The organism is Streptomyces cyslabdanicus (assembly GCF_052663305.1).
Genome location: NZ_JBQRUW010000016.1, coordinates 144,299 through 159,265, shown reverse-complemented (window position 1 = coordinate 159,265; position 14,967 = coordinate 144,299). Strand labels below are relative to the sequence as shown.

General features: G+C 73.0%; 16 protein-coding genes. 3 read left to right on the top strand and 13 right to left on the bottom strand.

The window, feature by feature from the left end:
• Positions 1–56: 56 nt before the first annotated feature.
• From ACTYVM_RS11185 to ACTYVM_RS11145, 9 genes are all read right to left on the bottom strand, one after another.
• Positions 57–1,007 (bottom strand): ThiF family adenylyltransferase, encoded by a 951-nt coding sequence (locus ACTYVM_RS11185; protein WP_445525766.1) that lies wholly within the window; start codon positions 1,005–1,007, stop codon positions 57–59.
• Positions 1,004–1,183, bottom strand: a complete 180-nt coding sequence (locus ACTYVM_RS11180) for a hypothetical protein (protein WP_445525765.1) — start codon at positions 1,181–1,183, stop codon at positions 1,004–1,006. Before ACTYVM_RS11180 ends, ACTYVM_RS11185 begins: the two co-directional genes overlap by 4 nt.
• 169 nt (positions 1,184–1,352) lie before the next feature.
• Positions 1,353–2,876 (bottom strand): hopanoid C-3 methylase HpnR, encoded by a 1,524-nt coding sequence (gene hpnR, locus ACTYVM_RS11175; protein WP_445525764.1) that lies wholly within the window; start codon positions 2,874–2,876, stop codon positions 1,353–1,355.
• 148 nt (positions 2,877–3,024) lie between these two features.
• Complete coding sequence (locus tag ACTYVM_RS11170; RefSeq protein ID WP_445525763.1) at positions 3,025–3,210, bottom strand: hypothetical protein; 186 nt, start codon at positions 3,208–3,210, stop codon at positions 3,025–3,027.
• A gap of 660 nt (positions 3,211–3,870) precedes the next feature.
• Positions 3,871–4,356: a DUF7144 family membrane protein gene (locus ACTYVM_RS11165; RefSeq protein WP_445525762.1), complete on the bottom strand. Its 486-nt coding sequence runs from the start codon at positions 4,354–4,356 to the stop codon at positions 3,871–3,873.
• 71 nt (positions 4,357–4,427) lie between these two features.
• Positions 4,428–4,925 (bottom strand): SHOCT domain-containing protein, encoded by a 498-nt coding sequence (locus ACTYVM_RS11160; protein WP_445525761.1) that lies wholly within the window; start codon positions 4,923–4,925, stop codon positions 4,428–4,430.
• A gap of 148 nt (positions 4,926–5,073) precedes the next feature.
• A complete protein-coding gene (locus ACTYVM_RS11155) occupies positions 5,074–5,736 on the bottom strand; it encodes an HdeD family acid-resistance protein (RefSeq protein WP_445525760.1) in 663 nt (220 codons plus the stop codon).
• A gap of 212 nt (positions 5,737–5,948) precedes the next feature.
• Positions 5,949–6,146, bottom strand: a complete 198-nt coding sequence (locus ACTYVM_RS11150) for a DUF8691 family protein (RefSeq protein WP_445525759.1) — start codon at positions 6,144–6,146, stop codon at positions 5,949–5,951.
• Between the two features lie 120 nt (positions 6,147–6,266).
• Entirely contained in the window at positions 6,267–8,933 is a 2,667-nt protein-coding gene (locus tag ACTYVM_RS11145) for a winged helix-turn-helix domain-containing protein (protein ID WP_445525758.1), read from the bottom strand.
• Between the two features lie 209 nt (positions 8,934–9,142).
• On the opposite strand from ACTYVM_RS11145, the gene ACTYVM_RS11140 reads away from it, so the two are divergent.
• Positions 9,143–9,502, top strand: a complete 360-nt coding sequence (locus ACTYVM_RS11140; protein WP_445525757.1) for a DUF779 domain-containing protein — start codon at positions 9,143–9,145, stop codon at positions 9,500–9,502.
• A gap of 171 nt (positions 9,503–9,673) precedes the next feature.
• Positions 9,674–9,868, top strand: coding sequence for a hypothetical protein (locus ACTYVM_RS11135; RefSeq protein WP_141363227.1), 195 nt, complete (start codon positions 9,674–9,676; stop codon positions 9,866–9,868).
• A gap of 14 nt (positions 9,869–9,882) precedes the next feature.
• Here ACTYVM_RS11135 and ACTYVM_RS11130 read toward each other — a convergent pair whose 3' ends face one another.
• The 4 genes from ACTYVM_RS11130 to ACTYVM_RS11115 all read right to left on the bottom strand — a co-directional run bounded on the left by ACTYVM_RS11130 (position 9,883) and on the right by ACTYVM_RS11115 (position 13,819).
• Entirely contained in the window at positions 9,883–10,989 is a 1,107-nt protein-coding gene (locus tag ACTYVM_RS11130; RefSeq protein ID WP_445525756.1) for an acyl-CoA dehydrogenase family protein, read from the bottom strand.
• A complete protein-coding gene (locus ACTYVM_RS11125; RefSeq protein WP_445525755.1) occupies positions 10,986–12,167 on the bottom strand; it encodes an acyl-CoA dehydrogenase family protein in 1,182 nt (393 codons plus the stop codon). Before ACTYVM_RS11125 ends, ACTYVM_RS11130 begins: the two co-directional genes overlap by 4 nt.
• A complete protein-coding gene (locus tag ACTYVM_RS11120) occupies positions 12,164–13,141 on the bottom strand; it encodes an NADPH:quinone oxidoreductase family protein (protein WP_445525754.1) in 978 nt (325 codons plus the stop codon). The genes ACTYVM_RS11125 and ACTYVM_RS11120 overlap by 4 nt, the downstream gene beginning before the upstream one ends.
• Before the next feature lie 93 nt (positions 13,142–13,234).
• Positions 13,235–13,819, bottom strand: coding sequence for a helix-turn-helix domain-containing protein (locus tag ACTYVM_RS11115; RefSeq protein WP_445525753.1), 585 nt, complete (start codon positions 13,817–13,819; stop codon positions 13,235–13,237).
• Positions 13,820–13,896: 77 nt separating this feature from the next.
• Between ACTYVM_RS11115 and ACTYVM_RS11110 the strand changes: the two genes are divergently transcribed.
• Positions 13,897–14,886 (top strand): NAD(P)/FAD-dependent oxidoreductase, encoded by a 990-nt coding sequence (locus tag ACTYVM_RS11110; RefSeq protein ID WP_445525752.1) that lies wholly within the window; start codon positions 13,897–13,899, stop codon positions 14,884–14,886.
• Positions 14,887–14,967 lie beyond the last annotated feature (81 nt).

Genomic DNA, 14,967 nt, shown 5'->3' with positions numbered 1-14,967 from the left:
TTTGAACGGGGAACCCGCGGCCGCACCCGGGCCACCCGTGGACGCGCGTGGGGCCACTACATGTGCTTGCCGTGGGCGACCGAGACGATGAACAGGATCACGATGCACAGCACGACGGCGGCGAAGACGGGCCAGCCGCGTCCCCCGTCCGCCTCCTCGCCGGGTCGCCCACCGGCTCCCGCGACGGCGGATGCCGGGGATGAGGCCAGGTTGCGCCAGCCGTGGCAGGCGGCGCACGGCCGGGACGGGAAAGGGACCCGCACGTTCTGGCTGCTCAGCCCGGCGGTGGGGAAGGTGGCCCGGACGCCCGGCGAGGTGGGCGTCAGTCCGTGGAGGTAGATGGCGGTGCGCCGCGGGTCGAGGATCGCCGAGCGGTCGTCGCCGGGGTGTGCCAGTGCGGTCACGACCTGGGCCGTGGCCAGGGCGACGAGCTGGATGTCCACGCGGGCGCCGCGGGCCGCCTGGGCGTCGGCGGTTCCCTGCCGGAAGGCCACCGCGCACTCGTAGCAGGGTGTGCGCCTGCCGGGGAGCACCCACAGGATCTCGCCGACCTCGGCGTCACGGATCCTGGGGTCCACCCAGACCGCCGGATACACCGCGGGTCTGCCCACCGCGAGGGCCACGCGGTTGACGTGCCGCTGGCACACGGCCGAGTCGGTCGCCGCCACCACCACGTCCGCACCGCCCACCAGCGACCGCTGCCGGTCCTCGGGCAGTTCGAGGAAGTCCGCCTGGTGGCCCCTGGCGTCGCACGAGGGAAAGTCGCGACGGATCTTCCCGGCCAGTGCCAGGGCCTTGGGCTGTCCCAGGGCCGGCGCACCGAGCGGGTGGCGGATCAGGTTCTCCACCACGAGCGTGTCGGGGTCGACCAGCCGGAGCGGGCTGAATCCGATGCGCGCGAGTTCCTCGGCGAGGAATCCACCGACCGCTCCCGCGCCGACGATCAGCACCGCTCCCGTACGCCGGTGGTGGCGCGCCCAGACGCGGTCCTCGGGCGGAACGGTCAATCGAAGGTCCAGCGGGCCACACGGACCGGGCCAGGTCCGGCCTGCTCGTCGCGGTCGGCGTTCTTCTCCGGTTTCAACTCCCCGGTGTCGGCGTCGAGGAACCACTCACGCTCACTGGCGCGCTGCTGCTCCTCCGTCAGTTCGGCCTTCTGCAGAGTCTCCGGTGCTGCGCCCACGAAAATCCCTCCCACCTGGTCTCTGTCCTGGTCTCTCTGTTTCCTGCGCCGTCGTTTCCGCCGTCGCCCTTTCCACGCTACGCGCCGGTATGGGCGGCGCATCCCGAGACGCGTGACCAGGCACGGGAGCAGGCATGGAAGCAGGCATGGGAGCGGAGATGGGAGGGGATCAGGGAGTGGGGTGCTGGTCCTCGGGCGGTGTGGCGGCGGTGCGGCTACCGCGCGTGGGGATGGGCCTGCTGTGGATGTACAGCTGGCGCCGGTCTCCCGCCTCCAGGGGCCGTGGCAGAGGGAGTTCGTAGCGGACCGGGCGGGTGTGGTCGGCCAGTTGACGGCGGGGGTTGTAGACGCGGTTGAAGCGCCACAGCATGCGCGCGAAGTTGGTCTGGCCGCGAGCGAGGTTGGTGGCGAGCACGCGTGCCGCTCCCAGCGCCGTACGCAGACCGAGGTGCTTGTGGTTGACGACGGCCTGTGTGCGGACGAGTTCCCGGTAGAAGACGTCGAGGGGCAGCGTCGTGGGCACGACGGCGTGCTGGATGTCGAAGAGCCGGTAGTCGCGTGTGGTGAGCTTGCGCGACTCGGTGTGCCAGACCTCGGTTCCGGGATACGGCGTCATCACCGTCAGATGGACGATCTCCGGAACCGCTGTGGCGAACTCCCGCACGGTGCGGAAGCGCTCCACGTCCCAGCCGGGATCGACGATCAGGTTGATCGCCACGCTGATGCCCAGTCTGCGTGCGACCTCCAGGGCCCGGAAGTTCTCGTCGGGGCTGACGCGCTTGCGGTAGAGGTCCAGCCCCTCGGCGTCGATGGCCTCCATGCCGAGGAACATGTACTTCAGCCCGAGGCGTGACCAGCGCTCGAACACCTCCACGTTGCGCAGCAGGACGTCGGCACGCGTCTCCAGGTAGTACCGCTTGCGGACGCCGCGGCGTTCCAGTTCGGCGGCGATCGCGTCCCCGTGCTCGGGGCGGATGAAGGCCACGTCGTCCACGATGAAGACGTTGCGCTCGCGGATGCCCGCCATCTCCTCGGCCGCGGCCTGCGGGGACGCCTTGCGGTAGCTGCGCCCGTAGAACGTCCACGCCGAGCAGAAGTTGCAGTCCCACGGACAGCCGCGGGTGAACTCGATGGAGGCGCAGGGGTCGAGTTCGCCGATGAAGTAGCGGCGCCGGTGGCGCAGCAGGTCACGGGCGGGCCGCGGGGTGTCGATGGTGTGCAGCATCCGGGGCTCGGGACCGCGGCCGTCCGGTGTGACCACACCCGGGACCGTGGCGAGTCCGCCGTCGCGCACCGCTTCCAGGAGCGGGCCCACGACCGTCTCGCCCTCGCCGCGGGCGACGGCGTCCACCGCGCCGTCGGCCTGCTGGAGCACCTCTTCGGCGATGAAGGAGACGCTGTGGCCGCCGAAGAACACGAAGACGCCCGGCAGGCTCCGCTTGGCCCGCCGGGCGATCTCGATGGCCTCGGGGATGTTCGCCAGATAGTTCAGGGAGACGCCGATCGCGTCCGGCCGGAAGGAGGCCGCCAGCCGGTGCAGGTCCGTGTGCGACTGCGTCTGGAGATCGACGATGCGCACGTCGTGGCCGGCCTCACGTGCCGCGCCCGCGACGCGTTCCAGCCCGAGGGGCTCGAGGCGCAGGAAGATCTCCGAGTACATCAGGGCGCTCGGGTGGACCAGCAGCAGACGCATGCGGGGATCTCCTGACTCGGCACGTGAACACCAGCGGTATCCGGTTCGCGACGTGGGCAAACCGGTACCGGTGAACGTCGCTCGGCCGACGGACCGACACCCTTCGGATGGTCGCACCCGGACTTTCGGGACGTGACCGGGTCGCCGATCAGTCCCGCGTGGGCGGCAGGACGAGCTTGATGCCGAGCCCCAGCAGCCGCACCGGCGTTCCCACACCGCACAGGTCGGCCAGGGCGAGCAGGACCGGTTCGGCGACGACCGGCAGCAGGAGCCGCAGACCACGCTCGGTCACGGCGGGTACAGGGATACGGGGCAGGGTGATGGTGATCGTCATGATGAGACACCTCCGCCTGATCGGCACCCTCGGGCGCACCGGCGAACACGATCGTCGCTCGGCACCTCGCGTCGGGACAGGCCGTCAGACGGCGGTGCGGTGCCCGCCGGGCGCCCCGGGTGCAACGGAATGATGGGAGCTGGGACTACTACCGCAAGGACTCACCCCGTTCACCTCCTCGGGTTCGCGGCGGTCACATCCGGTCAGGGTGCGGAACACCCTCTCTCCACGTTACTACCACTCCGGAACACCGTCGCCTGCCGAATCGCGGGGCCCTCCCCCGCCGAGCGGGGCGCCGGCCGGCCCGCCTGCGGCCGCACAGGCCCCGAGCTGGGAGGATGAGGTCATGCGCATCACCGTACTCATGGTGCCCGACTGCCCGAACGTGCCCGTCGTACGGGAACGGATCGCCCGCGCACTGAACGGCCGCGACGCCGAGGTGGAACTGGTCGAGGTCACCGACGAGGCACAGGCCCGGGCACTCGGGATGACCGGATCGCCCACCGTGCTCGTCGACGGCGTGGATCCCTTCGCCGTACCGGGTGTCCCGGCTTCCGTCTCGTGCCGCCGGTACCGGAGAGCGGACGGCACGGCCGACGGGGCGCCGAGCGTCGCCGACCTGCGGCGTGCCCTGGACGTGGCCGGCGGCGGCACGTCCCCTCACGGGGTGCGAGGCGGGGCGGACCCCGTGGTGGTGGAGGGGGAAGTGGGGGGCGCCGCGGGGGGAGAGGCCGGGGACTCCTCGGGCCGCAGCACGCACAGGGCCCAGATGATGAACCCGGAGAACGCGATCATCACGACCGACCAGACCGGGTAGTACGGCAGGGACAGGAAGTTGGCCAGGATGATCAGCCCGGCGATCGCCACACCCGCCACACGCGCCCACAGTGCCGTCTGGAACAGGCCGATGCTGATGATCACGGCGAGCACCCCGAGGACGAGGTGGATCCAGCCCCAGCCGGTGAGGTCGTACTGGAAGACGTAGTTGCGCGTGGTGACGAAGACGTCGTCGTGGGCGATGCCCATGATCCCGCGGAAGATGTCGAGCACTCCGGCGATCATCAGCATCACGGCGGCGAAGGCCGTCAGGCCGGTGGCCCATGCCTGCTTCGCCGGATGCGCCCGTGCGGTGTGGGTCGCGGTCATCTTCTCGCCTCGTTTCCTCTCGTCTCATCCGGTCTGGCGTACCGGTCCGGCATACCGGTCCGGCGTACTCGTCAACGGCCGGGAGTGGAGCTGACGGAGCTGTCGGGGCCCTCAGGGCCGGAGGTCACGGAGGTGGCGCGGCCCTCGGGGACCCCGCTGCTCAGGATCATGTCCTTGCCCCGGGCGAACTCCTCGTCGGTGATGTCTCCGCGGGCGCGCAGGTCGGACAGCCGGGCGAGTTCGTCGACCTTGGACCCGCCGCCCCCGGCCGCGGTCTGCCGGATGTAGGCGTTGAAGGCCTCCTGCTGCTCCCGCGCGTGTGCGAACTCCCGGCGGCTCATGCTCCTGCCGCGGGCGATGACGTAGACGAGGACGCCCAGGAACGGCAGCACGAGGCAGAACACCAGCCATCCGGCCTTGGCCCAGCCGTTCAGGCCGCCGTCGCGGAAGATGTCGAGGACGACCCGGAAGAGCAGGACGAACCACATGATCCACAGGAAGAACCACAGCATCGTCCAGAAGGCGCTCAGCAGCGGATAGTCGTACGCGAGGTTCAGCTGCGTGCTCATTTCTCTCCTCCGTTCCGGGCCTGTGCCCGGCGGCGCGGTCTGCCCTCTGTCAGCGTGCGCACGGCAGGACCGGGACGCCTCACCCGATGTGGGTGAGCGTGAGACGTTGCCGCGGCCACGCGCCGGCGTCTCGGTGGCCGGACGGGGCTCAGACCGTGGCCGCGGGCCCCGTCGGGGTCCGTGTGGCGGCCCTGCGCAGCGCCGACCGCCAGGCGAGGGCGAGGCCCAGTTCGACCAGGCCGAGCAGCACGAGCCACAGGCCCAGCAGTCGGGTCAGCACCAGGGCCGACTGGGCGGGCAGCACCAGCACCACGATGCCCGCGACGACGCCGAGCGCCGCCACGCCGAGGAGGAAGCCGCGGTGGGGCAGGTTTCTGAAGGCGAGGGCCGTGTAGGCGGTGAGCATGCCGGACAGCAGCCAGACGATCCCGACGATCAGCGAGAGCGCGGCGATCGTCTGCAACGGGTGCCGCAGGCACAGCACCCCGGCGAGGACGAACAGCACCGCGACCAGCAGCCGCGGCAGGCGCTCGCCGTGCTCCTCCCGCGAGAAGGCGGCGACGAACCGGAAGGCGCCGGTCACGAGCAGGTACAGCCCGATCACGATCGCCAGGACGTGCAGGGTCTCGTTCGGCCAGGCGAGCACGATGATCCCCGGCACCAGCGTCGCCAGCGCCGAGGCCAGGATCCAGGACCACGAACCGCCGAGTCCCGCCAGCACGTCGGCGGGGTCGCCGTCCGGGTGGGCGCCCGTCCCGCCGGGCGTGTTCTCCGGTCCGGCACCCGGTGCCGAACCACGCGACATGCTCATGGCTCCTCCTCGCGGGGATCGGTTGCAGGTCGCTGCCGGACCGCCGACGGGACGGTGTGCGAGGACCTGCCCGCCAGCGTCCCGCGGGGCGGTGTCCCACGGGTCACCCCTGGGGGGTGATCCGCCTCCCGCGCCGCCGCGTTGATCCGGATGGGCCGCGCCCCGTCTGCCGGACGGCAGCAAGGGCGGCTCACTCCGGCCGCCGGGGCGGCTCACTCCGGGATACGGCGCATCTCCAGGACCCTCAGGCCCAGTGACCGGCAGCGGGCCAGCAGCCCGTACAGATGCGCCTCGTCCACCACGGGTCCGAACAGCACGGTCTGACCGAACATCACCACGTGCTCCAGCTCCGGGAATGCCCTGGTCAGCGTCTCCGACATGTGCCCGTCGACGCGGATCTCGTAGCGCATCAGCCGCTCCCACGGTGCCTGGGGACGGGTCTACCACGCCCCTGTCCGAGGGTCCGCCCGGCCGGGCGGCCGGGCCTCACCCGGCGCAGGTGATACGGCGGGCGGTACGGCCCGCGCGGTTCACAGCAGGCGCAGTTCGCGGGCCCGGTGCACCGCTTCGTTGCGCCGGTTGACGCCGAGCTTGCGGTACACGCTCTTGAGGTGGGTCTTGACCGTGTTGACCGACACGAACAGGTCCGCGGCGATCTCCTCGGTCGTCATCATCAGCGCGAGCCGCTGGAGCACGTCCCGCTCACGGCCGCTGAGCCGGTCGACGACCAGGGCGGACGGGCGGCCCGCCTCCGGCACGGTCCCGGACCGGGGGCCCGGGCGCGCCGGGAGCCGGGGGAACGCGTCCGGGTCCAGCAGGCGGCGCAGCCACGGTCCGGTCTCGCGGAAGGGCCGCAGCAGCCGCTCGTTCCGGGCCTCCAGCAGCGCGCGGGCCGCCAGCCGACGCGCGGTGGTGTGGTCGCCCTGCCGGACGGTGGCCTCGGCGCGCACCAGCAGGGCACGGACCGTGACGGCGGGGCCGCTGCGCCGCCCGGGAGGAAGCGCGTCGAGCAGGTCCAGGGCGGTGCCCGGGTCACCCGCGGCGAGATGGGCGCGGGCTGCCGCCACCGTGCAGGCGGCGTCCCGGCCCACGACGTCCTCCAGTGCCTTCACGGCCGTCTCGGGGCGGCCCTCGGCGAGGTGGGCGGCGGAGACGACGAGCGCGCTGTGGGCCTCGGCCCAGGGCGACGGCACGTCGGCGGGCACGGACGACTCGCCGGTCTCCAGGGCGGCGCGGACCTCTCCGCGGGCCAGTTGCAGGCGTGCGCGCGCGATGAGCAGACCGGCGGCCGTCACGGGGTCCCGCGGCACCGGCTGCGGGGCCGTCGCCCGGTCCAGCAGGGCCTGGGCCTCCCCCAGTTCGTCACGGTCGACGGCCACCGCGGCCAGGACCGCGTGGCCGAGTCCGGAGCCGGTCGCCCCGGCCAGGCTGAACCGGTCCGCGTCGGTGAGCGCCGCCAGGACCCCGCGTTCGGCCCGCGTGGGCCAGCCGGTCAGGTAGTCGATCAGCGCGAGCTGGGTCAGGGACTCCTCCCGGGGCAGCGCGGTGGCCCCGTCGGAGCCGGCGGCCGCGGCGGACAGCGCGGCCCTGGCGTCCTCGAAGCGTCCCGCCCACAGGCGGGCGGCGCCCAGGTGGGTCTGTGTCAGAGCGGCGAGTTCGGGGTGCTTGGCCAGGAGGTGGTCGGGGATGTCCTGGCGCAGCTCCCGTGCCGTCCGGGCGGCGTGTTCGGCCCGGCCCGGGGAGCCGGTCAGCCGGGCGGCGAGGGTGTCCAGGAGGGCGAGGCCGAGCCGGGCCGCCGCCCTGTCGGAACCGGCGCGGCCCAGGTCCCGACGGGCGTGCTCCAGGTGCGGGCGGGCGTGGCCGAGGTCGCCGTCGGACAGCTCGCGCGCCGCGCGGACGAGGTCGGCGTCGGGGCCGGTGGTCCCGGGGGGCATCCGGGAGAACAGCTCGCCCAGGTCACCGGAGCGCAGGCCGGTGAAGAACTGCCCGATCGCGAGGTCGTCCACCAGCGTGCGGGCGGTGAACCGCCAGTCGCCGGCCGCGGCGCCGTGGGCGAGCGTCTCGGGCAGCGGCCCGGTGTGCCGCAGCCACTCGGCGGCCCTGCGGTGCAGTTCGGGCTCGAGGTGGGGGAACCGCACCCGCAGGTGCGCCGCGAGGATCTCCGCGAACAGCGGATGGAGGCGGTACCAGGAGTGGCCGAGGTCCTCCACGAACGCGTTCGCCCGGTGCAGCTCGGCCAGGACGGGTCCGGCGTCCCGGCGCCCGGCCAGCGCGTTGGCCAGGTCCGGGCAGAACCGGTCCAGGACGCTGACCCGCAGCAGCAGGTCCTGCGTCGGGGCCGGCTGTCTCTTGAGCACCTCGGCCAGCAGGAAGTCGGCGATCGTGCTCTGCCCGGCCTCGAACTCCTTGAGGTACGTCTCCGGGTCGCTGCTCTGCTGGGCGGCCAGGGCGCACAGCCGCAGGCCCGCCGCCCAGCCCCGGGTGCGCTCGACGAGCGCGCGGGCCGCGCCGTCGCCGAGGCGCAGCCCGTGCAGTTCCAGCAGGGCCGCCGCCTCTTCGGGGGTGAAGGCCAGTTCCGCGTCCCTGATCTCGGTCAGGGTGCCGTCGGCGCGGTAGCGGTGCAGGGGCAGCGTGGGCTCGGTGCGGGTGACGAGGACCAGGTGCACGCCCTGTCCGGCGTGGTGCAGGACGAAGGCGAGTTGGTCGGCGATCTCCGGGTCGGTCACGCGGTCGTACTCGTCGAGGACGACGGTCACGGGCCGGTCGCGGCCGTTCAGTTGGGCGGCGAGCCGGGCGAGCAGGCCGTGGTCCACCATGCCCGCCTCGGCCGGGCAGCCGACGCCGCGGATCCCGTGCGCCCCGCAGGCACGCAGGGCCTCCAGCAGGTAGGCCCAGAAGACGCCGGGCGCCGGGTCGGCGGCGTCCGCGGTGAACCAGGCCACCGGCTGGTCCAGCTGGGCGGCCCAGTCGGCGACCAGCAGCGTCTTGCCCGCACCCGCGCCGCCGTTGACCATCGTCAGCGGTGTGGCCAGCGCCTGGTCCAGATGCTCGGCCAGCCGCTCCCGGCGCAGAAACGTGGCCGGCGGCACCGGCACGGCGAAGCGGGTGCGCAGGAACGGGTCCCCCAGGGGGTCCACGCCCGCGGCCGTCGGCCCGGGACTGTTGTCGCCGCGTTCGGACACCGCGCTCACCACCACCGGTCATGTCATGGGCAGCGCTTCTCCCGGTCAGGATCTCAGTGATGGCCCGTACGCGCGCGCCGCGCCGGGGGACGGCGGGGCACGGCGGCCCGCCCGCGTGGGCGGGCCCGTGAAGGCGGACCGTGCAACCTTGTCGCAACCTCCGTGCTGCTTGGCTGCTCGTCTGTGTTCGGCTTCTTCTTCCGGGGCGGCGAAGGACGGCGACGATGTACGAGGAGATCCCGCGTGTGGAGCTCACCCCCGCGGCGGCCGGCCTGGTGCGGCGGCTGAGCGAGGCGCACGGGCCGCTGATGTTCCACCAGTCGGGCGGCTGCTGTGACGGAAGCGCGCCGATGTGCTATCCGGAGGGCGAGTTCCGTACCGGCGGCTCGGACGTGCTGCTCGCGGAGCTGGAGGTCGAGGGCGTGGACCGGCCGGTCTCGTTCTGGATGTCGCGCAGCCAGTACGAGGCGTGGCGCCACACCCGGCTCATCGTCGACGTGGTGCCCGGACGGGGCAGCGGTTTCTCCCTGGAGGCGCCCGAGGGAGTGCGGTTCCTCATCCGCTCCCGCGTCATCGAGGCCTGAGCCCCGCATCGGCACCCGCACCCGGTTTCTCGTTCCGCAATCCGGGGCGCGGTGCCGGGACGGTGGCAGAACCACACGTTCGGAGGACACGTCTCCCGCACAACCTGACCCCCCGCTACGCCACACTTGCGGCCGAAAGCCGCGAAGTGGGCGTGGCGGAGGAGGACGACGATGGCCATTTCCATCTCTGTGGTGCTGCTGCTCCTGCTCCTTGCGGTGATCTTCGTGCGCAACTGCGCGCTGAAGTTCTCGCACGCCCTGGTCTGCGTCCTGCTCGGCTTCTTCCTGGCGGGTACGAGCATGGCGCCCACCATTCACGAGGGCCTGATGGCCACCGCGCAGATCGTCGGCAGCCTGCATCCCTGACGCGCGGCCCGTGGTCAGGGCGCCGCGAGGTCGGCCAGCCGGGCCAGCGCCTCGCGGTGGGCGCCCGCCGTGCCGTACGCGATCGAGTCCGCCTTGGCCCGCTTCAGGTACAGGTGGACCGGGTGCTCCCAGGTCATGCCGATGCCGCCGTGCAGTTGCAGTGCCTCCTCGGCGGCGTGGACGGCGACGGGTGCCGCGTAGGCCTGGGCGAGGGCGACCGCGACATCGGCGTCCGCCTCCCGGGCGAGCGCGTCGGCCGCGGACCGGGCGGCGGCGCGAAGGCCCGTGATCTCCAGCCACAGCTGGGCGAGCCGGTGCTTGAGCGCCTGGAAGCCGCCGACGGGACGGTTGAACTGCTTGCGTTCCTTGAGGTAGCGCACGGTCTCGGTCAACGTCCAGTCGGCGAGGCCGAGTTGTTCGGAGGCGAGCAGTCCGGCGCCCGCGCGCAGCGCCCGGCGCACGGCGGGTCCGGCGTCGCCCAGCCGGCAGCCCCGCACGGCGTCGAGGGAGACGGTCGCCAGCGGCCGGGTCGGATCCAGGGACACCTGCGGGGTGATGGTGGCGTCGCCCGCGTCGACGGCGTGGAGTCCGCCGTCTTCCGTCGGAACGAGCAGCACGTCGGCGGCCATCGCGTCCGCGATGCCGGTCAACTCCCCGTACAGCAACCCGGATTCCGCCCCTACGGTCCGGAAGGAGCCCGGCCCGGTGTGCAGCCCGACCGCCAGGACGCCGATCTCTCGACCGGACGCCAGGCGGGACAGCAGCCCGGCGGCGGCATCGCCCGTGCAGGCCAGCAGCGCCTCGGTGGCGACCACGGCGCTGGTGAGGTACGGGACGGGAGCCACCGCGCGGCCCAACTCCTCCAGGACCACGGCCGCTTCACGGTGCGTGGCACCCTGGCCGCCGTGCTCCTCGGGCACCAGCAGACCGGCCAGGCCCATGTCGCCGGCAAGCGTCTTCCACAGGGCGAGGTCGTGCGGGGCGTCCGACTCGGCGCGCGCGATCACGTCCGCCGGGGCGCAGTGGTCGGTGAGCAGGTCCCGGACGGCGGCGCGCAACGCCTCTTCCTCCTCCGAGTACAGCAGGTCGGGTTCGGTGCTCGTCATGCTCGTCGCACTCATCGGGCAAGGTCCTTCCAGGCGACGTCCTTGTCGGTGCGCGGCTCGGCGGGCAGGCCGAGGACGCGCTCGGCGACGATGTTCAGCAGGACCTCGCTGGTCCCGCCCTCGATGCTGTTGCCCTTGGCGCGCAGATAGCGGTAGCCGGCGTCGCGGCCGGTGAAGTCGACCAGTTCGGAACGGCGCATGGTCCAGTCGTCGTACAGCAGCCCCTCTTCTCCGAGGAGTTCGACCTCCAAGCCGCTGATCTCCTGGTTGAGGCGAGCGAAGGCGAGCTTCACGCCGGAGCCCTCGGGGCCGGGCCGGCCCGCGGCCAGCTGCTGGCGCAGCCGCTCGCCGGTCAGCCGGGCCACCTCGGCCTCCACCCACAGCCTCAGCAGCCGCTGGTGCAGATCGTGGGTGCGCAGTTCCGGGCGTTCGCGCCAGGTCCTGGCCACCGGGCCGATCATGCCGCCCTCGCGGGGCAGCCGCATTCCGCCGATGGACACACGCTCGTTCATGAGCGTGGTCCGGGCGACCCGCCAGCCGTCGCCGACCTCGCCGAGGCGGTGGGCGTCGGGGATGCGCACGCCCGTCAGGAAGACCTCGTTGAACTCGGCCTCCCCGGTGATCTGGCGCAGGGGCCGCACCTCGACGCCGGGGTCGGTCATGTCGCAGAGGAAGTAGGTGATGCCCTGGTGCTTGGGCAGGTCGGGGTCGGTGCGGGCGATGAGGATGGCCCAGCGGGCGAGGTGGGCGCTGGAGGTCCACACCTTCTGGCCGCTGACCACCCAGGTGTCGCCGTCACGGACCGCCCGGGTGCCGAGGGCGGCCAGGTCGGATCCGGCGCCCGGTTCGCTGAACAGCTGGCACCAGACCTCCTCCCCGGTCCACAACGGCCCGAGGAAGCGTCGCTTCTGCTCCTCGGTGCCGTGCCGCAGGAGGGTCGGCGCGGCCATGCCGAGGCCGATACCGATGCGGCGCGGCTCGTTGTCCGGGGCGCCCGCCGCCGCCAACCCGGCGTCCACGACGGCCTGGAGGGAGCGGGCGGCGCCGAGTCCGCCGAGGCCTCGCGGGTAGTGCACCCAGGCGAGCCCGGCGTCGAAACGGGCCCTGAGGAAGTCGAGCCGGCCGGTGGTGGCCGGCGGGTGCGCGGCCAGCAACTCGCGGGTGCGGCGGCGCAGTTCCTCGGCGTCGGTCATAGGGCGGCTCCGTTCTCCAGGGCGGGCACCACGGCGACGCGACCGGTGGTGGCGCCGTCGGCGACCCGCTGGACGGCGGCCGCGGCCCCGGCCAGCGGTACCCGCTCGCTCACCAGCGGCTTGATCGCGCCCCGGGCGGCCAGGTCGGTGAGCTGCTCGTGGCAGTGCCGGACCAGGTCGGGGTTCTTGGTGTGGTACAGGCCCCAGTGCAGGCCGACGATCGAGTAGTTCTTGACGAGTGCGTGGTTCAGCGCCGGGCTGGGGACGGTCCCGCCGGCGAAGCCGACCACGAGGATCCGGCCCTCGAAGGCGACGGCCTTGGCGGACTGGGCGTAGGCCGAGCCGCCGACCGGGTCGTAGATCACGTCCGCGCCCCGGCCGCCGGTGGCCTCCTTCACGGCGGCGACGACGTCGTCGGTATGCCGGTCGATCACCACGTCGCAGCCCAGCTCGCGGGCCACGGCGGCCTTCCCGGCACCGCCGGCGACTCCGACGACCCGGGCACCCGCCGCCTTGCCGAGCTGCACGGCCGCGCTGCCGACGCCTCCGGCGGCGGCGTGGACAAGCAGGGTCTCGCCGGCCTCCAGCCGCGCCCGGCGGTGCAGGCCGAACCAGCCGGTCTGGTAGCCGATGTGCAGGGCGGCCGCCTCGGCGTCGTCCAGCGTGTCGGGGGCGGGCAGCACGGCGTCGGTGGCGGCGACGGCGTACTCGGCGAAACCGCCGTACGGCAGCGCCGGGTTGGCGATCACGCGGCGGCCGTCCTCCGTCTCGCCGCAGATCTCCACGCCCGGGGTGAAGGGCAGCGGCGGCCGGACCTGGTACTGGCCGCGGCACAGCAGCGCGTCCGGGAAGTTGATGTTGGCGGCACGCACCTTGAGCAGGATCCGGCCCTCGCCCGGAGTGGGCGGCTCGGTCTCCTCCAGCCGCATCACCTCGCCCGGTTCGCCGTTCTCGTGCACTCGCCATGCCTGCATGCGCCGCCTCCAGGGGGACCGCGTCGTCGCGTCGTCTGACCGGGGTCGGTCGCATACTAAGCAGTCGCTTGCCGATCGGGGAACCACCCGTGGTCAGACGTCCTGGCCACCGCGCGTCGGCCGCGCCCGTACATGCATGCGCTCCCCCTGCGGTCCGAACAGGCTCAGGAACTCCACCGGCCCCTCACCGGTCGACCCGAACCAGTGCGGCACGCGCGTGTCGAACTCCGCCGCCTCCCCGGCCGTGAGCACCACGTCGTGCCCGCCGAGCACCAGCCGCAGCTTGCCCGACAGCACGTACAGCCACTCGTAGCCCTCGTGGGTCCGCGGGTCCGGTTCGAGCCTGCGCCGCGGTTCCAGCACCTTGAACGCCTGGAGGCCGCCGGGCTGCCGGGTCAGCGGCCAGTGGGTACGGCCGTCGCGCACGATCGGCTCGGCCCGTACCCGCGGGTCGCGCGCCGGAGGGGCGCCGACCAGTTCGTCCAGCTGCATCCGATGGGCCTGCGCGATCGGCAGCAGCAGTTCCAGGCTGGGTTTGCGCAGGCCCGACTCCAGGCGCGAGAGGGTGCTGACGGAGATCCCGGTCGCCTCCGCGAGGGCGGCGAGGGTGACTTCCCGTTCCTTGCGTATCCGGCGCAGCCGGGGGCCCACGTCGGCCAGAACGTCCTCGATGCTCATACCCCGATTGCAGGACCGGCAAATCCGTTTGTCAATACGGCACCGCACGGACGACCTTCTCGGTGGAGGTGGTCACCATGACCGAGAAGAGCGAGAAGAGCCAGAAGACCGAGAAGACCGAGAAGTACGAGGTCGTCGTCGTCGGGGGCGGCGCGGCGGGGCTGTCCGCCGCGCTGGTCCTCGGCCGGGCCCGGCGGCGCACGCTGGTCGTCGACGCGGGCGAACCGCGCAACGCGCCGTCCGCGCACATGCAGGGCTTCCTGTCCCGGGACGGCATGTCCCCGGCACGGTTCCTCGCCGCCGGCCGCGAGGAGATCGAACGGTACGGGGTCGAGCTGGTCCGGGACCGGGCGGTGGAAGCGCTGCGGGACGCCGACGGCGGGTTCGAGGTGACGCTGGCCGGAGGCCGCACGGTCCACGCCCGGCAGATGATCGTCGCCACCGGCCTGAAGGACGAGCTGCCTGCGGTCCCGGGCCTCGCCGAACGGTTCGGCCGTGACGTCCTGCACTGCCCGTACTGCCACGGCTGGGAGGTGCGCGACCAGGCCTTCGGCGTGCTCGCCACGACGCCGCTGAGCGTCCACCAGGCTCTGATGGTGACCCAGTGGTCCAAGGACGTGACGCTCTTCCTGCACCGGGTCGGCGAGGACGCGCTGACCGACGACGACCTGCGCAGGCTGGCCGCGGCCGGCGTCCACGTGGTGCCCGGCGAGGTGGCCGGGGTCGTCGTCGAGGCCGACCGGCTGACCGGGGTCCGGCTCGCGGACGGGACGACGCACGCCCGCGAGGCGCTGTTCGTCGCGCCGCGCGCGCTGCCGCAGACCGGTCTCCTCCAGCAACTGGGCGCCGAGCTGCGCGAGACGCCGTTCGGCTCGTTCCCGGTGATCGACGAACGGGGTCTGACGACCGTCGCCGGCCTGTGGGCGGCGGGGAACGCCAGCGGCTTCGCCGAGCAGGTCGTCAACGCCGCCAGCCGCGGCTACCGCGCCGGCGCGGCGATCAACGGCGAACTGCTCTTCGCGGACCTGGACGCGGCGGTGGCGACGGGGAGCGCGGCACGGAGGTAGCACGGCACGGGCGAACCGGGGCGCGTCCACCCGCGGGCCGGCGAGCGGGGGCGCGGCAGGGCGCGGGTGTGGGGCGGCGCC